This window comes from Brevibacillus sp. AG (genome assembly GCF_028369215.1).
In the GTDB taxonomy this organism is placed as follows: Bacteria; Bacillota; Bacilli; order Brevibacillales; family Brevibacillaceae; genus Brevibacillus; species Brevibacillus porteri.
Genome location: NZ_JAQMYO010000007.1, coordinates 273540 through 294096 on the forward strand (window position 1 = coordinate 273540; position 20557 = coordinate 294096).

Consider the following 20557-nt stretch of genomic DNA (forward strand, 5'->3'; position numbering starts at 1 on the left):
TCTGTCAATTAGCTTTCGTCCACTTTCATACTGCGTGCGATATAAAGAACCGGCGTCGAAGCTGCCGATACGACAAACTTGATCAGGTAGGTAGTCAACAGAATTTGCCACCATACGTCCATCGGGAATTCTCCCAAAAAGGCAATCGTACAAAAGGTGACCGAGTCGAGCAATTGACTGAAGAGCGTGCTTCCATTATTGCGAATCCAGAGCTGATTACGGCCTGGACATTTTTTCTTCAGCCACGAATAGATTTTCACGTCGACAAATTGGCTGACAAAATACGCACACAAGCTACCCAATGCCACTCTTGGCATCAAGCCAAAAATCGTCTCTAAGGAACCCTGGGCAATATCTGTTTCCTGTGGTTCAAACACCAGCACGAGCTGCATGATGATCGTTGCCGCAATTAAGGTAAAGAAGCCGAACCATACGGCTTTTTTCGCTTCTCTTTCCCCATACTTCTCGTTCAATAGATCGCTTACCAAATAAATAGAAGCATAAATCGTATTGCCGAGCGTCATGACCAAGCCGAACATCTCGATTGTTTTGACCACCTGGATGTTGGCTAGTACGGTAGCCATCCCGATCCACGCGTACAGTCCCATTCTGCCGAACAGTCGGTAGCAGAGCAGGAACAGCCCGAAGTTCACCAGAGCAAAAAGCACTCCGATCCAAAAATTAAACATATGATTTCCTCCTAGTTTTGATAACGCGGGAGTTTACGAACCGCGGCCCGTTTTGAGCATTCAATCATTTTACTTGCATTCTTTTAATTTATCAACCATTCTCGATGCATGCACAGCAATCGACATTCGAGACACCAACACAATTCCCTCATCGACCAAACTGGCTAATGCTAATGAAACGGTTTCTCTGGTCGCTCCCACCATGTTGGCAATTTCCTGATGGGAGAGGGATACGGTCAATTTCCAAAACGGCTCTTCTACTTTTCCAAATCTCTGACACAACTGAACCAACAGATGGAGTACTCGATCCCTCACCGATTCCAAGGCCAGCTTTTCCATCCTCTCCTCTTGTTCACCCAATCGTTTGGACAACTGCAACATCATTTCTTTCAAGCTAGGTGGACATGCTTGCAGCATTTCTTCCATCCGAGTCGCACTCCAATGACTAAGGGTCGTTTTTTGCATCGCTTCAATGTAGACAGCGCGTGACCCTAGCACCATTTCGTCAATCTCGCCGAAAACAGCTCCAGGTCCCAGCAATCCCACGGTAAAGGCCTTTCCATCCTCGTTCAACCGAGAGAGACGCAAGAGTCCCTTTTGAATGAAGAAAATGCCCATTCGAGTGTCAGTCGGTGTCTGAAACACCGTTTTCTTGGCTAGAACGATTTGCTCCCCCATTCTCTCATGCTTGATCGGCTCATTCATGATACATCCCTCACAACTTAAATACCTAGTTACCTATACTTTTGTATATTTCGATTCATTTGTCAATCACCCTCCCCTCTTTCTTCTACATGAAAAAATGACCACCTAATAAAAGGCGGCCATTTCTTACCTTGATACTGCTATACCCAAAACACAGGATACGCACGTTTCTTATGCATGTTATTGACGAACAGAGCAATCAGCACAACCACTACTGCACCTATGAGTACCGGAGACAATAAAAACTCCCACCCCTTGCCGTCCATGACAATGACGATCGGATTGGCTCCCGCAGGAGGATGCGTCGTTTTCGTCACATGCATGGTGACAATCGCAAGACCGACACTAACTGCTACGACCCACAGCTGCGATCCGCCTATTTGATAGAGCAGCACGCCAACCAGGCTGGTGAAAAAATGCCCCCCGATGATATTGCGCGGCTGAGATAACGGCGAATCCCAGGCCACAAAAGCAAGCACACAGCTTGCTCCAAATGAAGCCATCAACCAGACAGCGGTAGTCAATTCCGTCAGCATGCCCAGTACCCCTATTGTCACTAATCCGCCAAGGCCCCCAATCAAAGCAACCGAGCCAGATATTTTCAAGGGCGTTCTGCTTCTCCCCTTCATTTTGGCTACAAATTCCTTTATGCTCCATCCCCCACTCATCACAGCCACCTCCTACTCACATCGTAGCAAGTGACCCTTCCTTGTTCTGTAAGGTATCTTACAAAAACACAAATAATAGCTAGTTACCTAGATATTTAGTAAAATGAATACAAACACCAAACTGTGAGGCGAATAACCATGGCTCAATCACTTGTGCGGCTACATGCGGACTTTCCAATCCCGATCCACGTACAAATCAAAGAACAATTGAAGCTTCTCATTGGCCTAGGCCACCTTCAACCGGGCGAAATGCTTCCACCAGCTGCCCAATTAGCGGATCAGCTGCAAGTGAACCGCAACACCATCAATGCCGTATACACGCAGCTACGGGATGAAGGTCTCGTCCATATGCAAAAGGGCCGCGGTACTTCTATCGCCGACAAACCTGCGATTACTACCTTTCGCATACGCCAGCAATCGCTTTATGATCACGCCAAAACAGTCATGACCGAAGCACAGCAGCTTCCGTTTTCGCTGGATGAGCTTATGCTTGCTTCCATTGCTTACGGACATTTGTTTCTTTCCCGGTCCAAAAAAGAAGCCCGCTGGCTCTTAGTGGAATGTCACGAGCATGATCATCCTTTTTATCGTAGAAAAATAGAAGAGATCATCGGCCAGCCCATTCAGGTTGCCTATCTTGAAAACCATTCAGATGTCCTCTCTGCCTTACAAGATGCAGACCAAATTGTCACCACCGTCAACCATGCAGATGAAGTAAAAGAATTAGCTGCTCGTTATCACAAATCGGTCCTCATCATTGGAGCAAATGCCCAGACGAGCACGATTCTGGAGATCGCTCGCTTGGAGGCAGGCCGTGCAGTTGGATTTGTTTGTCTCGGAAAAAAAGGCGGGGAATGGATGGCGGGACGTGTACAAGAGGCAGGTATCGAACAGATTCAACATATGACCGCAGGATTCGCTGATGAACGCTCCTTGCAGCAGATTATCCATGATTCTGACTTGCTCTATGCCTCTGCTTCGGTATATGATCAACTCCTCGCGTTAGCTCCAGACAAAACACGTCTCTATCCCATGCTGTTGGAGCAGAGCAGCGAAGCACTGCTAAAAGAAGCGAGCAACCTCCTGGCCCACTAACATTTACCTGTTACTGATTTGTAGGATTTATGTCGATAGTCTGTAACCAATGCATCCACACTATCGTACATAATGAACGTGTAGCAAGGACAAGCACACGATACAGCACACTACACATTACATCATGATCAGTCAGCAAGACTGGGGAGGAGATTCATCACATGAAGCACATGAAACACTTGAACAAACTCGTAACAGGAACTGTACTTACTTCCGTACTTTTCACTGGAGGGTATGCAATTACAGCAGATGCAAGCAACACAACTGCTACACCAAAAGGCTTGCAAGAGATTACGAAAAAAACAGCAGACGTAACGGGTGACAAGACCGCAGACACAGTCGTTCTGTACGGGAAAAAAGAGAAAAACAGCCCATACGTGAAGGACCTCACTATCAAAGTAACAGATGGCAAAACGAAGAAATCTTTTAACATCGACGTGAAGGACGACGGCTACGAGCCGAAGCTCTCCGTTCAAGATTTCACTTACGATAAAAAAGGCGAGATCATGGTTACTGCAAGCACTGGCGGAAGCGGTGGCTACACAACCAATCACATCTACAACATTAAGGATGGAAAAGCGAAAGAACTCGGTCTGCCAGGTCTGGATAAAAACAAAGCAGGTGTAGTCGGAGCGGACTTCGTAGAACTGAAACCAATCGATCTCAACAAAAATGGTCTCTACGTACTGGAAGGCACAGAGCGTCTGACTGGTGATTACAATGCAGATGTTCGCGGCTACCTGAAATCCAAATGGAAGTGGAACCAAACCAAATGGGAATTGATGAGTGCCAACTTCGAACCAGCTGTAAAACCACTCGAAGTCTATCATGATACTTTCAAAAGCCAAGACTCTGCCTTTGCTTTTAAAGGTCCAAAATCTTGGAACGGCAACATCTTAGTTGAAGAAAAAACTGGCCCAAATGCAGACGAATACTTGCCAGAAGCAAAGAGTGTAACCCGCTTCATCTTCAATGCTGAGAAAGCTGAAGATCGTACACCTGTTGTGGTTATCACCGCGTTTGACCTGAATGACTGGAAAAAACTGAACAACCCGGATGAGCCACCAGTCGGCTACGAAATTGCACGTAACCAAGCAACCAACACGGTATATGTAGCAAGCTTGCCACAAGACACAGTATTTGACCCAGCAAGCAAAGAAGGGAAGAAATTCATCCCTCTGATGATGTCTCTGGACCAAGTAAAACAAGCGTTTACGTTTGTAAAACGATAATCAATCCACATCTCTCCACAAAAAGTCCCTTTGCCGCTCTCATTGGCAAGGGACTTTTTCATTGTTTTTGAGGTTTTACTTTACTATAGCTTCGCAAGCCTTTTTAACTTTTCCTCTTTTTCAGTAGGATCCAAGTACTCGAAAAGACCAATGCGATTCCCCCATGGATCGGCAAACGTCCCCCACTTGACCGGTACTTCTTCCCGTTGGAAAATTTCAAACGGTTCGATTTGCAGCTCTTTGATCAGTCTTTCTCTTTCCGTCTCGATATCGACCACGGCAAATCGCACGGGACCGCTTCCTTCCGCTGGCGTCCCCTCTGCCAGCTGCAGCCAACAACCAGGCAGGACTTCCCACTCAGCAAATCCTTCATGAGGAACAAAATCCGGCTCTCTTTGCAAAAAGCTCTGGTACCAGGCTAGTCCTTTGGCGAAATCAGTAGTACGTAATTGAAACGTCATTTCATGGATCATGGAAGAGCCTCCTGTTCTATAACCTTCCATCCATTATTTCACATTACTTGCATCACTTTCTAGAGAACAGAACAAAAAAACCCCCGACCGAAGTCGAGGGAAAACTACTCTTTTATGCGAATATCGGCAGCATGAGATTCAGCAAGAACAATCCCGCGATAACGTACATGAGCGCAGGCACTTCGCGACGTTTGCCCAATGCGAGCTTCATGAGCGGATACGCCACGAAGCCAAACGCAATTCCATCTACAATGCTATAGGACAACGGGATAATCACGATGATCAAAAAGGCAGGGAAGCCTTCCGAGAAGTCCTTCAGATTGATATTCTGTACATTTTGCAGCATCAGTGCGCCGATGATGATGAGCACTGGCGCAATGGCTCCATCCGGAATCATTTTAATGACAGGCAGCAAACCGAGTGAGAGCAGAAACAAGGTGCCTGTTACAAGTGCGGTCAGTCCCGTCCGTCCTCCTGCTGCGATTCCTGCCGCGGTCTCCACCGTCGAAACTGTCGGACTGGATCCCAAAATGCCAGAGATGGCAGCCGACAACGCATTGGCTTGCAGCGAACGGCCGAACTTCTGCGGCTGTCCAAGCATCGAGGTATGCCCATGAATCAAGCCAATATTTTCAAAGACGATGACCATCGCCAATGAGAAGGTCGCGATCCAAAATGGCAACGCCCAAATAGCAGAAAAGGAAAAACCCGCAAATACGCTTCCGTAATCCGCGAACGAAAACGTTCCTCCCCCTCCTGGCTCGACAATCCCGAACAAAAAGCCAAGTCCTGTACCAACCGCAATTCCGATCAAGAAGTTGCCTGGCACATTGCGAACAAACAAAATCAACGTAACAATCAAAGTAATCAGCGTGACGATCACATGCGGGCTGGACAAGTCACCCAGCGCAACAAATGTAGATGGATTCATGACGATCAGCCCGCCTTTTTGCAGACCGATGAAGGTCAAGAACAACCCAATCCCTACGGTAATCGCTTCTTTTAGCGAAGAGGGAATCGCATTGGACAATATCGTTGCGGCCTTGGTAAAGGCAATCACAGTAAAAATCAGACCAGAAACAAAAACAGCAGCCAATGCTTCCTGCCAAGTGAGGCCCATCGATTGGCATAACGTATACGTAAACAGGGCGTTGATCCCCATACCGGGAACCAGAATAATAGGAGCATTTGCCCAAAAGGCCATAAGAAGTGACCCGATAAATGCCGTCAATACAGTCGCCAGAATGCCTGCTTCCATCGGTATTCCAGCATCATTTAAAATCGAAGCGTTTACGGCAACAATGTAGACAATGGTGACAAAGCCAATGAATCCGGCGATGAGTTCCCTTTGAAACGTCGTGTCGTAAGCGCGCAAGTGAAATAGCTTTTCCATCCACGTACGCACGGATTTCCCCTTCTTTCCTTTATGTCTTTTCCATGAAGTGAAGATTCACAGAAAACATGCTATCATAGCTTCATCAATATGAAAAATATCCATAAAATCTAATTTTCATATCATTTTCATATGGATCCATTCTCGTAAGGAAAGAAGGCATTGCGCGTGGATATTCGGCAACTGCGTTACTTTATCGCCATAGCAGAGGAAGGTCAGATAACAGGAGCGGCTAAAAGACTGAATATGGCCCAGCCGCCTTTGAGTCAGCAACTGAAACAAATGGAGGAAGAGCTCGGGGTCATGCTCATTGAACGCTCGGGCAAACAAATGGTCCTGACAGAAGCAGGCGTCACCCTCTATAAGCAGGCGCTCAATATCGTTCATCAAATGGAGGAAGCTCTCTCCGAGGTCAAAGAAACAGGCGAAGGCATTCGGGGGACGTTGTCCATCGGTGTCAGTGCACTTTCGGCCTATCGCTTGCCAGAACAAATTCGTGTGTTTCAGCAAAAATATCCGCTCATTACGTATAAAATCTGGAAAGGCGATACGCAGCTCCTTAATCAGTGGCTGGAGCGCAGAACCATAGAAGTCGCTATCGTACGCCTCCCCCACTCCTTGAACAACTGCACAATGATTCCGTTGGAGGAAGAGGATTTTGTGCTCATTGTTCCTGCCACCTCCCCCTATGCCGATCGCAAGGAAATCGAAATGCGCGAGATCGCCGAGCTTCCACTCATCATGCCGAGCACACCAGGATTGGGCATCTACGACTTGATTATCAAGGAATTCTCCCGTCTAGGCGTGGAACCGCACGTGATCTGCGAGTGCCCGGACATCTCTCTCATCGTCAGCATGGTCGCCTCCTCGGTCGGTTCCTCCATCGTCCCTATCTCGGCATGGGAAACTCATCAGAGCGAACAAATTCGCGGGATTCGACTCTCCGGAACTTCCATTTATTCCTCCGCTGCTGTCGTCTGGCAGTCTGGACGCCATCTGTCCAAAGCGGCGAATCGGTTTATCGAGACGTTTTCATCGTAACTCCATTCAGGGGCGGTCACATCCGGAATAATCTTAGAAATCCCGCGGGATGATAAACTATTACCATTTCTTGTAGATTCCCGGGAGGATAAAGATGACTTTCCTGATATCCTTGGTCATTGTATTTGTCATTGTGCTGTTCGGCGCGATTTCTCCTGAGCTTTTCGCCTCTGCGGCTTCCCATGTACTGAAAGTGACCACGACGAATTTTGGCTGGTTTTATTTAATCGTGACTTTCGGTTTTCTGATCTTTTGTATCTTTCTTGCCTTTAGCAGATACGGCCAAATCCCTTTGGGGAGCGATGATGACGAGCCGGAATATTCGCTCCCCACCTGGTTTGCTATGTTGTTTTCTGCTGGGATGGGAATTGGTCTTGTCTTTTGGGGAGTGGCGGAGCCCGTCTCTCATTACTTCTCTCCACCAGCAGGTGTGACTGGACAAACGACCGAAGCCGCACAAACCGCTCTGCGTTATGCATTTTTTCACTGGGGCCTGCATCCTTGGGGGATCTACGCTCTCATCGCTCTCGCTCTCGCGTATTTTCAATTTCGCAAAGGAGCGAAGGGCTTGATCTCCTCCACCTTTGGCCCGCTGCTCGGTGAGCGCATACACGGACCGCTCGGAAAAGGGATCGATATTTTGGCTGTCATCGCCACAGCATTCGGTGTCGCAACCTCACTTGGCCTCGGAACTCTGCAAATAAACGGAGGTTTGTCTCACCTCTTTGGATTGCCGTCCAACACCACCGTGCAAATCGTGATCATTTCCATTATTACAGTGCTATTTCTGCTCTCGGCTACGACAGGACTGGATCGGGGAATCAAGTATTTGAGCAATACGAATCTGGTACTGGCCTTGTTGCTCCTCCTGCTGACGCTCGTATTGGGACCAACCTCGTTTATTTTTGACGCCTTCACCAGCACGCTCGGCAGTTATTTGAACAATCTCATCTCGATGAGCTTGCGGCTGACCCCTTTTACACAAGGGACATGGGTAGCCAACTGGACGCTGTTTTACTGGTCGTGGTGGATTGCCTGGGCGCCGTTCGTCGGCATGTTTATCGCACGCGTCTCCAAAGGTCGCACGATCAAGGAGTTCGTCATTTGCGTGATGCTCGTTCCGAGTTTGTTGAGCTTCATCTGGTTTTCGGTGTTTGGCGGGACTGCGCTTCACCTCGAAATTTTTGATCAAGCGCCTATAGGGGCAGCGGTACAACGTGACATCTCGACTGCGCTATTCCTCGCACTGGAGCAGTTGCCTATGGGATACATTCTCGCTGTCGTTGCGGTTCTGTTGATCATCACGTTTTTTATCACATCGGCGGATTCAGCTATTTTCGTGCTCGGCATGCTGTCTTCTGATGGCAACCTGGACCCGTCGAATCGGGTAAAAATCACCTGGGGCATCCTCCAATCCGCAATCGCAATCGTTCTTTTGTTAAGTGGCGGCTTAGAAGGCCTGCAAACAGCCTCCATTGTGGCAGCGCTGCCTTTTACCGTCATCATGGTCCTGATGTGCTATTCCCTTGTACTGGCACTGCAAGAAGAAGACCGCATTGCGAAGAAAAAACGGAAAGAACAGCAGAAGAAGATGGAGAGGTTGTTAAAGGAGTTGTAAAACGTAGTTACGAAAAGAGGGACGCTTCCATCGCGTCCCCCCTTTTTATTCATTGGATACGATTGATTCAGAGATTACCTCAATCCCATTTCTGCGAAACAGCGCCGCCGTCAGCCCGACACCCGGCACTTTTTTCCCGGAAAAGCTGCCATCGTAAACGAAGGAGCTTCCACAGGACGGACTGTTTTCTTTTAAGATGGCAGATGTGGCTCCAACCGTTTTCGCCAGCTTCAGTGCTTGGTTCGCCCCCATCAAAAATTCCTCGGTGACGTCTCGGCCAGTGTTGTCTATGATGCGTGCTTTGCCATCCAGAACATCTTCTCCAGTCCCCCCGATGATTTCTGCTGGCGGTCGTGGTGTTGGCAAGCCTCCCAGCTGTTCAGGACAGACGGGTATAGCCTTTCCTTCCCGGAGCAATTGCTCCAGCTCTTGGTCTAAGCATGACTTCTGATCGTAACGGCATTCACAGCCGATCAAACAGGCACTAATCACTTTCATGACAACCGTCTCCCACCTTTTTATCTACAGCTTGCGCAGCTTCACGCTTTGTATCATATGATCCTGCCCCTTGTCCAAAATCAATTGAGCGCGAACACGCGTCGGCAAAATGTTTTGGCGCAGGTTGGCTCCGTTAATCTCCGTCCAAATACCGGTGGCTACCTCAGTCGCCTCCTCGTCAGACAGACTTGCGTAACGCTTGAAATACGAGGATGGGTCGGAGAACGCGGTCTGACGCAGCAGCTTGAACCGCTCTACATACCATTTCAGGATGTGCTTCTCTTCCGCGTGCACGTAGATCGTGAAGTCAAAGAAATCAGAAACAATGACCTCGGAAATACGAGCATCGTTTTCGTCACCTATAGGCGGTTGCAGCACATTCAAGCCTTCGACAATCAAAATGTCAGGCTGTCTGACGGTCTGCCATTCATCTGGCACGATGTCATACACAAGGTGGGAATAAACGGGCGCTTTCACTTCAGGCAAACCCGATTTTACATCGGATAAAAAATTGATAAAGCGCCGCAAATCATAGCTCTCCGGGAATCCCTTGCGCTTCATGATTCCTCTATCTTCTAGAACCTTGTTCGGATACAGGAATCCATCTGTCGTTACCAAATCGACCTTCGGATGATTCGGCCAGCGAGACAGCAGCGTCTGCAAAATGCGAGCCGTTGTGCTTTTGCCTACAGCCACACTACCTGCAATACCGATAATGAATGGAACCTTACCATCCTGGTTCCCTAAAAAAGTGTGAGTCGCCTGGTACAGCTCCTGCGTGCCCCCGACATACAAATTCAGCAGACGGGACAACGGCAAGTAAATGTCGGAGACTTCTGTCATGGACATTTTCTCGTTCAAGCCCTGCAAAAGGGAAAGCTCGTTATCAGATATGGTCAACGGCGTGGAAGCCCGCAGAGCACTCCACTGCTCGCGATTAAATGTAACATAGGGTGATGCCATGGGAATGTACATCCTTTCCATCATGAAAGTGCTTTCTTTATTTCACACAAGGTTAGTTTACACCAGCATGTCTTTCTTGGGAACAAGGGGGTTGTCCCAAATCAGACTAGCCCTGCACTTTTGCCTTCATGAGCACATAGAAAAAAAGCCGATACCCCATGGCATCAGCTTTGCTTGCAAAAGAATTTATCCTTATTTTCCCAAGTGAGCTTGCAGCATCCATACATGCTTTTGCAAGCTGTCCATGATCCCCAAGAACATATCCCCAGTCGCTTCATCGTCCCCTGCTTCCGCGGCTGTAATGCCCTCTTGGAGCTCCTTAATCAGGAGTGTAAAATCACTCACGACCGCTTCAACCATTTGATCCGCAGACTCTCCACCTGTCGCTTCCTTAATGGAAGCCTGCTCCAAACAGTCCTTCAACGTCGAAACAGGCTTGCCCCCAACCGTTAACAGCCGCTCCGCCAGCTCATCTACATTTTTGGCTGCCTCGTTGTATAGCTCCTCAAATTTTTCATGCAGGGTAAAAAAATTCGGGCCTTTGACAAACCAGTGAAAATGATGCAGCTTCATATACAGCACAGACCAGTTGGCAACCTGTTTATTAAGTACGTCGGTCACGGGCCGACTCATTGTCATACTCATCCGGACGCTCCACCTCTCATGGTATAGATATAGCGTTTGTAGTATGTGGTGGATCGGTCGGTTCTATACCAGACGCCGTCTCGTTCATCATTTCTCGAGGAACTTCTAGCCTGCTTGGTATCATTTTTTCATGAGCTCATCTACTGAATATGTGATGCTGGCTCCGTATGTAATTTGTATAATCATTCACTTGAATATAGCAAAATCACAGTTGCTCCCGGAGTAAGAAAGCAAGCTTACTCTCCATTCCTGAGGCGCAGTTTCATAACTGACTCACACTCCCATTACTCCTCAACTCATTTCTTGCTTTTGCTAGTGCCTGTAAAATTTCTTCCTTCGCAGCTTCCTCGTACTTGTCCATGACTTCTTCCAAACCACATTCGATTAAGTTCAAGTACTCGCCATATGTTACATAGGCCACCTCCTCTGGAAACCCGTGGAATCGCATACTCAGGACAACTTCGTCAATCGCACATCGCTCAGGATCATCGGTATCGAAATTACCGTATGTCGCAATCATGCAAACTTCATCAAATACAACACCTTCTCTTGTAAGGATGATCGTTATGCTTTTCAATATTCTAGATTGATTGATGAAAACGCCTCTGATGAAATGATGCTTCCAGTCATTATTTATCTTTTTCAAGTGTTGTACCACCTTCTAGATACTCCTTCGGCTGCCCTCAGGCCATTTGGTTTTATCATTGTAAATCACCCTGGTGAAATCTACATTTTTAATCGTAGCGTTTGTAAAATCTGCATTAGAAAGGTCTGCACTGGTAAAATCAACGTTTTGCAGGCTTGCATTACGAAAGGAAGCCCACGTTAAATCGCAATTGATAAACTTTACATTTTTCAGAGTTGCATCCGTAAAGCATACCTTTATCATATCTGAATTGGAAAAATCAACTCCTTCCACTTCTGCTTCACAAAAGGTCGCTCTAATTAATTTCGAAGAAGTCACATCACAATTTTTTACTATGGAGTAATCCAGATTTGATTTTGTCAGAATAACCCCACTCATTCTCACTTCTAAAAAAATGACTGACGCAAGGTTGGAATAATAAAAGTCTGTATTGGCTAATGTGCATTTCTTTATTGTTGATCCTGCCAACATGACATCGATTAAGAATCTATCAGCTACGTTTAGTTCTAAGAAAATGCCATCCTCAACATATAGCTGTACACCCTTCGTTTTCTCCCCACTAAGCCATAATTCATGCTTATCAATCATCTGATTGATTTCTTTTTTGGTTATCATCTTTCGTCAGTCCTTTTTTCCTCGTATTTCTGACGAACGAGCGAAAGATACTCTTCTACATATTCCGTTTCATCCTCAGACAACATTGGCCGATAATCCATCTCTTTTGCCAAACGTAAGACCCTTAGCATATCCTCTCGATCACTTTCGGATAGTGGTACGTCATGCCTTACCATTAATTTGGTTAGTAATGATACAGCTACGATACTTAGAATCGTATCGGAATAGATGTATTGATCGAAAGCGAGATGACAAATACCCGCAGCTTGTCCGTAAGTACGTCCATTCACGCATACCTCGGTATAGAAGCTGTCTGCTATCAAATATTGAAGCTCGAAAAAATTCATTTCCATTCGTATTCCGCTTGCGAGATAAAGAACGCTAGCAGAATCTTCCTTCCCTTCTTTTCACTTCCCATACAGACATGGCTGTATTCAACAGGGAAACTCCGTTCAATCCCTCTAATTGCACTTCCTCGGCCTATTTCCACTGCATTCCCTATACAAAAAAATAAAGCATTGACAAGAATATTCCCTGTACTGCTAAATACAGCTCTCCGTAATTTAGCAGCTCAAGTAATGAAACTAACTTAGCCATGTATTTTCACAAGAAAATCCTCTAATACTCTCCTAGTCGCAACGCCAGCTCTGGGAAGCAATTCATTTACGCGAACGAGCATGGCAGGATTGTCACGTATCATTTGTTTCGCTTCTAGAGTCGTATAGCTTCTCAACGTATCTACACAGATCACGAAGAGTTCCTCATCATCCGTATCCAGCAACGATAGTAGAATGTTCAGTTCATGCTCGTTACAAGAACTGTCCATACAGTACGCGAGTTTTCGCTGCCATTCTAACGGTTTCATCAGCACATGACTGGACAGGTCTTCCCAATCCTTTTGGCTAAACTTCGCTAGCATGTCAGACGCTAGTATGCAGCCATAGTCATACCAATAATCAACAGTATTTTGGCAGCCTGTTATGAAAACATCTAATTCTTTGTACATGCTGGTCACCTCCATTCAATATTCAAGTTTTACGTAATCAACGATGATTGTCTCACTCCGAAACAATACTGCATCGTCATGATATTTATCCGATATACTCCTCTACGAGAAAATCTTCAGAAGCTTGGTTAGGGAAAATAACTAGAACCTAGAATGAAATCTGTATCTTTTTCATGTAAAAAAGCCACAGATTACTCATTTCCCTTTTTTCTGTCAATCATAAGATATTTCTAGATTGACAAAAGGAGAATTACTATGGCGAATAAAGCAAAAGCGAAGGTTAGCCCACAATTCAAAAGGCTCTGTACCCGATTTGGAAGAATATTAGGGGGCGAGTCGGAAGTTGAAAATGGGCCGGTTTGTTTTGTCATGCGGCTTACAAATCTTCGAGAAACAATCTTGGGAAGACGAACGCTTTCCCCTTTAGTTCGAGCTCAAATGTTTTCGTTTGAATCCCTTGATAGATCGGGTCGTGCCCTTTGTTTGGGCGAGACTGCTGTTCACCAAAATCAGGTGAACCGTTTGATGTCGAATCTCCGCAAACGTGGGATTAAAGTGACGTCACTTCACAACCACTGGCTAAAAGAAAACCCGCGCTTAATGTATATGCATTGGGAAGCCATCGAGAATCCTATCGTATTTGCCAGGAAAACCAAAGAGTCCATCGCCTTCCTGGGTTAACATGGTGGAGCCATGAAGTTTTATTTTCATCATAATCGAAAGGATGACGGATATGGGCAAAGTAAAGGCAAAAGCAAAGGCAAGTCCCCAGTTTAGAAGACTGTGTAACCGATTTTCAGCTATTTTAGGTGGAACAGAGCATGAAATTACGAGAGGTCCCGTTTGTTTCGTCTCCAGAAATAGAATATTCAATGCGTCCATTTTAGGCAGAAGAACCACATCCCCATTGGTCCGTTACCAGCTGTTCTCGTTCGAATCCTTGAACAGTTCAGGACGTGCCCTATGTTTAGGGGAAACGGCTCTCTTCCAAAACCAGGTAAACCGTTTGCTGTCAAACCTTCGCAAAAACGGGATAAAGGTAACAGCAGTCCATAATCACTGGCTCTTTGAAAACCCGCGTCTTATGTATATTCATTGGGAGTCAATTGATAATCCCATTGCATTCGCAAGGAAAGTGAAGCGTTCTATTGCTTTTTTGGGTTAATCAACCAATAACAGAAAACAGCGGCAGCTAAAGACGTGGTAGTACTATCAGATTTTCTTTTCAGGTCTTAGGTAGCCGCTGTTTCATTTAGTAAGGGTCGGTCTATTCATCTCTGATATTTATTAAAAAAGGCTCATTCCTTCTACGACGTCAGATGGAACAAGCTTTTTTACTTACTATCCTGTTACAATTTTTTCGGTGTTGGACTTGGCAAATTTTCAAACGCATACCCATTAATCCCTGCAAAATCCATCTTTTTACGCAACTCACTGACAAACTGTGTAAAATAAAGGCTACGATCCATGCTGCCAGCATATTTTCTCAGTTCGTAATCGTAGGATAATGAATCGTATATGGGCTGTAAATCATCAACAAGCACCTTTTTCATATCCGTTTTCTTAATAGATGGATCGATACTGCATTCGTTCACGAGGGCCTGTAATGTTTCCTTGAGCGCATCGTTGTCATAGGCCGGATGGGAGAGTAAAAATTTCAAATCGTACAAGTCTTTAAACCTCGGCCTGACGATTGTTTGATGCAGCTTCCAAGCAACCTGGATAGACAGGGGCACAGTGTACGGAACAAGAAAGCTTTCTCCAAAGACAGGTTGGTACTCGAGCGGAACCGGGTCTGCATCCATTTCCAAGTGAAACGAAATATCCAGATTCAGCTCATTATAGTCATCCGCTTCCCTTGGTTGACCTTTGAAATAATAGGCAATATCCGTATTGATCGTCGGAAAATCATCTGCCATAGCGTAGTCGATATATCTCCAAAATGCATTCTTTCGAAAACTTCTAAACACGACGCCATCGTTCAGATCCATTTCGGTTACTTGAATCATCCATTGTGTAAATACTTCATGGGCATGTTCGACGTCCCTGATTTTCCCCGCATACAATAAGTCGATATCATCTGCATCCCGAATCTGGCGGTTGTCCAAATATTGTCTGGTTAGAAGGCTGCCTTTTAATACAAAGGGCATATTCACTAGAGCAATTCTTCTCAACAGTGCTTCCAAAACAACGAGCTCTCTCGCTTCATATTCCAACTCTGCTACATCATCATACGTAATCATCATGATCCTCCATCTAAAAATTAGGAAATCCAGCCGCTGTCCAGTTCTTCGCGGCTGTCATAAATACATAGTTCATATTGTTCTTTGATTAGCCCGATCTGATTTGCTTGCAAAATGGTATGTATCTTTTCTACTCGATCGTAAAACTGTTTCGGGCTCTCATATTCTCGGACGGTGATAAATCTCACTTTTCCATTCGCATTCAAAGAGTTTCTCGAAATATGTCCACCATGACCCTCACATAAATTTCGTAACGTGGCGACATCATCGACCTGTACTTTGCCATGCCATTCGAAGTAAGGCTTCGAGTTTATGATGGGCTGGTGAAAATACGTTTCTTCTTTTGGAGAAATCTCTACTTTTTTTCGGACGATGGTAAAACCGTTGTTTTGAAACGTAGCTGCAATCTTTTCCATCTCTTTATTCACTTCATGAAAATCAGGTCGTTTGATTACTCCTGTTATCATCGGTTGATTGATGTAATTTCCCTGATCCAAGACGATCATGACCGGCTTTACTTGTTCCGATTGGCAGAGATCGATAAATGCTTCCTTTTCATCAAGCTGTAGATCGTTAAAGGTAACATGAAACTCAAATTCCATTGCTTCACTCCCTGACTTTCCTTGTATTGCACAATCAATTTATTTCCTTTTCTTCCTATTTGTATCGACATATCATTTCTATTTCTTAACCGTTTTGTTTATAACATAAAAAAGTAGAGATACGCTGAGGATCTTCTCTCAACATATCTCTACCTCGAATGAGTCCTAGTTGCTAACCATTTAGCTTGGTGGTTACTGAAAAGTCCAGAGAGTGTACTTTTATTGACCAATGCCCCAAGATTTCATCGATTCTTACATCTTGAACCCTAACCTTTGAGCCTAAAGAGCTTTGACCCGTAAGTTTTGAAATCTGAACGTTCATCTTTGAGCTTTCATCCTCGTATTCGCCAAATAATTTGTAGGATGGCCTAGTTAACCCACTAGGCAAGGGACTCTCGTTTATCAGCTATTCAAATGACTAGCAGACCACACTGTTAATCCACAAGATTGATTTTGGTCATCGTATTGGATTCACTTAAGATAAAATCGACTTCACACTCAAACTCATCGATTTCTTTACTAAGCGTATCCATTTTCTCTTTCAACTTCAAGGGGTCTACGAGCTTCGCTTCATTTTGCTCTTTAAACGGTTTAGAGATCGCTTCCATTTCCGTATCCTTCACCTTGGAGTCTTTGCCAAAGTTCGCTTCGAGCAGCCTTTCCAATCGCAGCTGTACTTCTTCATTTTTCTCTTCAACCTGCGTGACGGCGTGGTTGTAATCTCTTCTCATTTTCTCCAGCAGTGATTTCTCATATTGAATGGATGTTTTTCGCTCGATTGCTTCTGCCACTGTCATTCTCTTGCCACTAATCGTTACCATCGTCTTTGCGTTGGACTCGACGATCAGCGACTTAATGTTTTGTCTTCTTTTTATTAGATCAACAACGGATTGGTAGTTTCGCTCTGTCGTTTCCTCATATAGTTCTGTTGACGTGTAACCAGATACTGGCTTAGGTCCAATTGCGGAAGACATGAAAGTCGTTTCATTGATTCCTTTTTGGATTCTTTTATCGAGTAATTTTAATTCTGAGAGTCCTCTTGTAATAGACATTTCCATCGTGTCATTCCTCCTCGTGGAGTTTTGATAGAAGAATTGTTTATGTATATAAGGGGTTACATTTGGTAGTTTACTATACAACTATATGTAAATAGCTGTCAAATTTCTTAGGGGATTGGTTTGAAAATTTCCACTTAAACTATCGTATCTAAATGATATGCAATTGGCTTCTGTTCAATTTTTTCTAATAACAAGGTTTTTCTTGTCATAACATCATCGAATTGTTCCAGTGACAGTTTTTCCTTTAGTTGTTGCATATCTAAACGATCCAATTCTTTTAAAAGATACTCTTTGGATTTGTGAAATACCTCCGAATGGGTTAATAATATCACTCCATATGCAATCATTACTATGGATTTTTCAAAGATACCAAGGTTCATCGTTGTTTCAAATTCACCAAGGGTCCTAGATAGCGCTTCAGTACTCCTCATGATTTCTGCTCTATATCCTTGGTACATTTCATTGAATGCCTCAAACAACTCCTCGTACTCCCAATACATATAAAATCCTCCGTCTATTCTCATGCAAAAAGACTCATTCCCCCTCATCATTCAAGTTGGAATAAGCCTTTCGCAATTTATGAACAGTATCAAAGCTGCAAATATAATCGATACAGCATTCGCGCAGCTTCCCCGCGAGTGACAGCCTCGCCAGCTCTAATCTGTTTATTAGCAGGAACATCGATCAAGCGCTGTTTCACAGCCAAAGCCATCGTTGGTTTCGCCCATTCGGAAATCGTGTGTTGGTCTGTGAATTGATTCAAGTAGTCCTCTGTATTCGAAGGGTAATAGTAATTCTTCTTTTCATGTAATGATCTTGCGCCAATCGCAGCCATTTCTTCCCGGGATATGGTATGATCCGGCCTAAACGTGCCATCCGGATAACCTTTCACGATATCCTTTTTTTCGGATGAAGCGATAAATGGAACATGCCATTGTGGCGGATTCACGTCTGAAAAGCTCTCCGTCGCCGTTTCGTCCAAAGCGTAAAAAGCTCTTACCAGCATCGCCGTGAACTCAGCACGGGTAAGTGGTGAATCAGGCTCAAAGTTGCCATCTTCTTTCCCGGTTACGATTCCTTTCGATCCCAGAAATTGTACGGCTTGCTGTAGCTCAGGATCCCGGTTGTCAACATCAGGGAACGTTTTGGTATTATCGTCCACGAAATACGTTCCGGAACGGTTTATTTCAGCTTCCATACCGTTATTGTACGGATTGAACTTTCCACCGATAGGCTGCGTGCTTTTCCCATTCGAATAGAACACGCTATTATTTGTCGCGTCCGCCTGATTTGCAGGCAGAATGAGCCGGATGTTGCTTGATACGTTCGAAAGCTCCTGCCCTTGTTCATCTAAAAATTGTACGTGATATCCGCCGTTATTGTTTTCGACCAAGCGAATAACGATAACCGGGAGCGAATGGAACAGGCGATTTACAGTCGCAAGGTTCAACGTCAGTTTCGCATCGCCCGTATGGACGGTAAGATAGTCGACATCCTTACGATTCGTGAAGCTATCCTTGTAAAGCTTGATTGTAAAACCGTTTTGGTCAGGCAACGACAAAATTTCCCCATTCACGACCAACTCTCTAGCAAGAGCAATGTTGTTTTCCGATAGCGTCTGCTCCACCGCAGTCTTAGCCTTTCGCGCATTGTCAGCTACGCGGTCAATCAAGTCAGAAGTAATGACGAGTTGGCCGTCAACAAGCTTTGGCTTTTCGCTGCTTGCGGCTGTAATCACAAGCTCTCCTGCTTGGGTCAGTCCCTCCACAATAAACGGACGCTGTCTGTCAGCGACAGGTACTGATCGGACGGCAGTGTAATACGTCTCGGACAACGTGTTACTGTCGACGACATACAACAAAAAGAAAGCGGTCATGTCCGGAGAACCAGCTCTGCTTGCAGTTGCCCGTACAATGGTCTGCCCGGGTTTGTTCGCTTTTACGACCTGTGTGCCATTCACATTCGATAAGGTTCCTATACTCGGATCGTCAATGGTGTACGTCATTTTTGTCCCGGGAAGCAAATTATTTACCGCAATGAACTGTTTGTTCCCAGGTTGCAGCATCGTGATATACGGATAGAGACTCATTTCCGGCGTAGTTCGTATCACAGGCTGAGCTGTTGTTCCAGGGCGATTGCCCGTTGGTTTGTCTGCTGTCCTAGGGCGTTCGGCTGTTGGTTTGTCTGTTTTCACTGGGCGATTGCTAGTTGCCGTTTCTCCCGTGAAAACAACTAGCTTCGGCAAGGCAATCGAATCTGCCCAAGCCCACAAAGTCTGATCCTTTTTTACTACATAGTAATACCTTTTGGGTGGGGAAAAGTCGCTATGGTGTATAGAAGCGATGTCTGTAAGCTCTGGGAAAACTTTATGGTTGTTGTCCACTGACCAAAGCTGATCGTCCTCTCGGAGGGCATAAGCTTCGTCGATATTCCGATCTCGAATGGAATCCAATTGGACCATCGTTCGCGCGTCTTTTGCTGCATGCAAATACAAGGGATGCTTATTCGTGTCAGCGGTTGACCAAGACAAGACTGTGCCATCTTTCATATAAGCATAGCTGGTAGAAATGCCCGGCTCTATCTTGACGATATCAGCAAATCCGTTCATCTGCTCTGGACTTGTGTTTTTCGAGCGGTTATTCGGCAGATACGAGTTTGCCTTCCACCTCCAAACCGTACCGTCCTTTTTCACAGCGAATACGATGCCATTCGCCATTTTTATGGATACGACATCATCTAGTAGCTTTGTTCGGACTGTAGTAGGTGAGCCACCCTTAGTGGTACCTATTTCACTTCCCAAACTCCATACGGAACCGTCTGATTTTAAGACGAACAAGACTTTGTAGGCACCCGTATAATGGGCGACTAGTGACGTTCCATTTTTCAAGTCTTTGATTTGCTTCGGAGCACTTGCAGAACTCGTTTCAAGGGTAGTGACGGGGGCGGAGTCCCAATACCACACCGTACCGTCTTTTTTTAGCGCCGCATAGTTAACAATATAGTTACCCCGGGCCGACTTCCTTTTGACTGTCATCTCTTTGACATCCTGCAAGCCCGGAATTTGCATCAACTTGGCTTCATAGAATGGATCTGAAGCACTCAGAGGATGTCCATAGATGTACCAAGTCCATACGGTTCCATCTTTTTTCGACAGTAGCACATTATCGTTCAGGATGTGGTAATCCTCCCCGATACGTGTATACTGCTGTTCGTAAACGTCTCTTGTGTCGTTCCCTTTGGCTTGAACCGTATTAGATTGCGCCGTCAGGATTAACACAAGGCTTAACAATGCTGCCATCCATCGTTTCATAGTTTTCCTCCACCAATACTCTCCTTGATAGTCTCCTTGCTCTGTCTCTTTAGATTT

23 protein-coding genes are annotated in these 20557 nt (G+C 45.4%); 6 read left to right on the top strand and 17 right to left on the bottom strand.

Annotated features, from left to right (window positions below):
- Positions 1-8: 8 nt before the first annotated feature.
- The 3 genes from POF51_RS20005 to POF51_RS20015 all read right to left on the bottom strand — a co-directional run bounded on the left by POF51_RS20005 (position 9) and on the right by POF51_RS20015 (position 2062).
- Positions 9-689, bottom strand: coding sequence for a queuosine precursor transporter (locus POF51_RS20005; protein ID WP_017247334.1), 681 nt, complete (start codon positions 687-689; stop codon positions 9-11).
- Positions 690-758: 69 nt separating this feature from the next.
- Entirely contained in the window at positions 759-1394 is a 636-nt protein-coding gene (locus POF51_RS20010; RefSeq protein WP_244521713.1) for a Crp/Fnr family transcriptional regulator, read from the bottom strand.
- 140 nt (positions 1395-1534) lie between these two features.
- The gene (locus POF51_RS20015; protein ID WP_069846175.1) at positions 1535-2062 is read right to left on the bottom strand and encodes an HPP family protein; all 528 of its coding nucleotides are present in this window, start codon (positions 2060-2062) and stop codon (positions 1535-1537) included.
- Positions 2063-2200: 138 nt separating this feature from the next.
- Between POF51_RS20015 and POF51_RS20020 the strand changes: the two genes are divergently transcribed.
- Positions 2201-3157, top strand: coding sequence for a GntR family transcriptional regulator (locus POF51_RS20020; protein ID WP_069846177.1), 957 nt, complete (start codon positions 2201-2203; stop codon positions 3155-3157).
- A gap of 161 nt (positions 3158-3318) precedes the next feature.
- A complete protein-coding gene (locus POF51_RS20025; protein ID WP_069846179.1) occupies positions 3319-4389 on the top strand; it encodes a hypothetical protein in 1071 nt (356 codons plus the stop codon).
- A gap of 83 nt (positions 4390-4472) precedes the next feature.
- Here the strand turns inward: POF51_RS20025 and POF51_RS20030 are convergent, their stop codons facing one another.
- Both POF51_RS20030 and POF51_RS20035 read right to left on the bottom strand, forming a co-directional pair.
- On the bottom strand, positions 4473-4862 hold the full coding sequence (locus POF51_RS20030; protein WP_069846182.1) for a VOC family protein: 390 nt from the start codon (positions 4860-4862) through the stop codon (positions 4473-4475).
- Positions 4863-4974: 112 nt separating this feature from the next.
- Positions 4975-6255, bottom strand: coding sequence for an NCS2 family permease (locus POF51_RS20035; RefSeq protein ID WP_442869604.1), 1281 nt, complete (start codon positions 6253-6255; stop codon positions 4975-4977).
- Between the two features lie 168 nt (positions 6256-6423).
- Here POF51_RS20035 and POF51_RS20040 point away from each other — a divergent pair, with 168 nt between their 5' ends.
- Both POF51_RS20040 and POF51_RS20045 read left to right on the top strand, forming a co-directional pair.
- Complete coding sequence (locus tag POF51_RS20040) at positions 6424-7296, top strand: LysR family transcriptional regulator (protein WP_069846187.1); 873 nt, start codon at positions 6424-6426, stop codon at positions 7294-7296.
- A gap of 94 nt (positions 7297-7390) precedes the next feature.
- Complete coding sequence (locus POF51_RS20045) at positions 7391-8914, top strand: glycine betaine uptake BCCT transporter (protein ID WP_069846189.1); 1524 nt, start codon at positions 7391-7393, stop codon at positions 8912-8914.
- Between the two features lie 45 nt (positions 8915-8959).
- Here POF51_RS20045 and POF51_RS20050 read toward each other — a convergent pair whose 3' ends face one another.
- The 7 genes from POF51_RS20050 to POF51_RS20080 form a co-directional block, all read right to left on the bottom strand.
- The gene (locus POF51_RS20050; RefSeq protein WP_069846192.1) at positions 8960-9412 is read right to left on the bottom strand and encodes a DUF523 domain-containing protein; all 453 of its coding nucleotides are present in this window, start codon (positions 9410-9412) and stop codon (positions 8960-8962) included.
- 24 nt (positions 9413-9436) lie between these two features.
- Positions 9437-10375, bottom strand: coding sequence for a type I pantothenate kinase (gene coaA, locus POF51_RS20055; protein ID WP_238144679.1), 939 nt, complete (start codon positions 10373-10375; stop codon positions 9437-9439).
- A 192-nt stretch (positions 10376-10567) separates the two neighbouring features.
- Positions 10568-11020 (bottom strand): Dps family protein, encoded by a 453-nt coding sequence (locus tag POF51_RS20060; RefSeq protein ID WP_271755971.1) that lies wholly within the window; start codon positions 11018-11020, stop codon positions 10568-10570.
- 262 nt (positions 11021-11282) lie between these two features.
- Entirely contained in the window at positions 11283-11666 is a 384-nt protein-coding gene (locus POF51_RS20065) for a hypothetical protein (RefSeq protein ID WP_217444873.1), read from the bottom strand.
- A 15-nt stretch (positions 11667-11681) separates the two neighbouring features.
- Positions 11682-12281, bottom strand: coding sequence for a pentapeptide repeat-containing protein (locus POF51_RS20070; RefSeq protein ID WP_069846197.1), 600 nt, complete (start codon positions 12279-12281; stop codon positions 11682-11684).
- Positions 12278-12634 carry a hypothetical protein gene (locus tag POF51_RS20075; protein ID WP_069846200.1) on the bottom strand — a complete coding sequence of 119 codons (357 nt, stop codon included), beginning with the start codon at positions 12632-12634 and terminating at the stop codon, positions 12278-12280. Before POF51_RS20075 ends, POF51_RS20070 begins: the two co-directional genes overlap by 4 nt.
- 236 nt (positions 12635-12870) lie before the next feature.
- Positions 12871-13287, bottom strand: a complete 417-nt coding sequence (locus POF51_RS20080; protein WP_271755972.1) for a hypothetical protein — start codon at positions 13285-13287, stop codon at positions 12871-12873.
- 255 nt (positions 13288-13542) lie between these two features.
- On the opposite strand from POF51_RS20080, the gene POF51_RS20085 reads away from it, so the two are divergent.
- Positions 13543-13968 carry a DUF1259 domain-containing protein gene (locus POF51_RS20085; RefSeq protein WP_069846204.1) on the top strand — a complete coding sequence of 142 codons (426 nt, stop codon included), beginning with the start codon at positions 13543-13545 and terminating at the stop codon, positions 13966-13968.
- 52 nt (positions 13969-14020) lie between these two features.
- On the top strand, positions 14021-14452 hold the full coding sequence (locus tag POF51_RS20090; RefSeq protein ID WP_069846206.1) for a DUF1259 domain-containing protein: 432 nt from the start codon (positions 14021-14023) through the stop codon (positions 14450-14452).
- 184 nt (positions 14453-14636) lie between these two features.
- Here POF51_RS20090 and POF51_RS20095 read toward each other — a convergent pair whose 3' ends face one another.
- The 5 genes from POF51_RS20095 to POF51_RS20115 all read right to left on the bottom strand — a co-directional run bounded on the left by POF51_RS20095 (position 14637) and on the right by POF51_RS20115 (position 20500).
- On the bottom strand, positions 14637-15533 hold the full coding sequence (locus POF51_RS20095; RefSeq protein ID WP_244521714.1) for a nucleotidyl transferase AbiEii/AbiGii toxin family protein: 897 nt from the start codon (positions 15531-15533) through the stop codon (positions 14637-14639).
- A 17-nt stretch (positions 15534-15550) separates the two neighbouring features.
- A complete protein-coding gene (locus tag POF51_RS20100; protein WP_017247354.1) occupies positions 15551-16132 on the bottom strand; it encodes a hypothetical protein in 582 nt (193 codons plus the stop codon).
- Between the two features lie 434 nt (positions 16133-16566).
- Positions 16567-17190: a hypothetical protein gene (locus POF51_RS20105; RefSeq protein ID WP_271755973.1), complete on the bottom strand. Its 624-nt coding sequence runs from the start codon at positions 17188-17190 to the stop codon at positions 16567-16569.
- Between the two features lie 134 nt (positions 17191-17324).
- Positions 17325-17714, bottom strand: a complete 390-nt coding sequence (locus POF51_RS20110) for an Imm3 family immunity protein (protein WP_271755974.1) — start codon at positions 17712-17714, stop codon at positions 17325-17327.
- 65 nt (positions 17715-17779) lie between these two features.
- Complete coding sequence (locus tag POF51_RS20115) at positions 17780-20500, bottom strand: S-layer homology domain-containing protein (protein ID WP_271755975.1); 2721 nt, start codon at positions 20498-20500, stop codon at positions 17780-17782.
- Positions 20501-20557 lie beyond the last annotated feature (57 nt).

What these genes read in the sequence shown, in the direction of transcription:
- POF51_RS20005 (WP_017247334.1), bottom strand. Translation starts at nt 689, where the DNA reads ATGTTTAATTTTTGGATCGGAGTGCTTTTTGCTCTGGTGAACTTCGGG.
- POF51_RS20010 (WP_244521713.1), bottom strand. Translation starts at nt 1,394, where the DNA reads ATGAATGAGCCGATCAAGCATGAGAGAATGGGGGAGCAAATCGTTCTA.
- POF51_RS20015 (WP_069846175.1), bottom strand. Translation starts at nt 2,062, where the DNA reads ATGAGTGGGGGATGGAGCATAAAGGAATTTGTAGCCAAAATGAAGGGG.
- POF51_RS20020 (WP_069846177.1), top strand. Translation starts at nt 2,201, where the DNA reads ATGGCTCAATCACTTGTGCGGCTACATGCGGACTTTCCAATCCCGATC.
- POF51_RS20025 (WP_069846179.1), top strand. Translation starts at nt 3,319, where the DNA reads ATGAAGCACATGAAACACTTGAACAAACTCGTAACAGGAACTGTACTT.
- POF51_RS20030 (WP_069846182.1), bottom strand. Translation starts at nt 4,862, where the DNA reads ATGATCCATGAAATGACGTTTCAATTACGTACTACTGATTTCGCCAAA.
- POF51_RS20035 (WP_442869604.1), bottom strand. Translation starts at nt 6,255, where the DNA reads ATGGAAAAGCTATTTCACTTGCGCGCTTACGACACGACGTTTCAAAGG.
- POF51_RS20045 (WP_069846189.1), top strand. Translation starts at nt 7,391, where the DNA reads ATGACTTTCCTGATATCCTTGGTCATTGTATTTGTCATTGTGCTGTTC.
- POF51_RS20050 (WP_069846192.1), bottom strand. Translation starts at nt 9,412, where the DNA reads ATGAAAGTGATTAGTGCCTGTTTGATCGGCTGTGAATGCCGTTACGAT.
- coaA (WP_238144679.1), bottom strand. Translation starts at nt 10,375, where the DNA reads ATGGCATCACCCTATGTTACATTTAATCGCGAGCAGTGGAGTGCTCTG.
- POF51_RS20060 (WP_271755971.1), bottom strand. Translation starts at nt 11,020, where the DNA reads ATGAGTATGACAATGAGTCGGCCCGTGACCGACGTACTTAATAAACAG.
- POF51_RS20070 (WP_069846197.1), bottom strand. Translation starts at nt 12,281, where the DNA reads ATGATAACCAAAAAAGAAATCAATCAGATGATTGATAAGCATGAATTA.
- POF51_RS20075 (WP_069846200.1), bottom strand. Translation starts at nt 12,634, where the DNA reads ATGGAAATGAATTTTTTCGAGCTTCAATATTTGATAGCAGACAGCTTC.
- POF51_RS20080 (WP_271755972.1), bottom strand. Translation starts at nt 13,287, where the DNA reads ATGTACAAAGAATTAGATGTTTTCATAACAGGCTGCCAAAATACTGTT.
- POF51_RS20085 (WP_069846204.1), top strand. Translation starts at nt 13,543, where the DNA reads ATGGCGAATAAAGCAAAAGCGAAGGTTAGCCCACAATTCAAAAGGCTC.
- POF51_RS20090 (WP_069846206.1), top strand. Translation starts at nt 14,021, where the DNA reads ATGGGCAAAGTAAAGGCAAAAGCAAAGGCAAGTCCCCAGTTTAGAAGA.
- POF51_RS20095 (WP_244521714.1), bottom strand. Translation starts at nt 15,533, where the DNA reads ATGATGATTACGTATGATGATGTAGCAGAGTTGGAATATGAAGCGAGA.
- POF51_RS20100 (WP_017247354.1), bottom strand. Translation starts at nt 16,132, where the DNA reads ATGGAATTTGAGTTTCATGTTACCTTTAACGATCTACAGCTTGATGAA.
- POF51_RS20105 (WP_271755973.1), bottom strand. Translation starts at nt 17,190, where the DNA reads ATGGAAATGTCTATTACAAGAGGACTCTCAGAATTAAAATTACTCGAT.
- POF51_RS20110 (WP_271755974.1), bottom strand. Translation starts at nt 17,714, where the DNA reads ATGAGAATAGACGGAGGATTTTATATGTATTGGGAGTACGAGGAGTTG.
- POF51_RS20115 (WP_271755975.1), bottom strand. Translation starts at nt 20,500, where the DNA reads ATGAAACGATGGATGGCAGCATTGTTAAGCCTTGTGTTAATCCTGACG.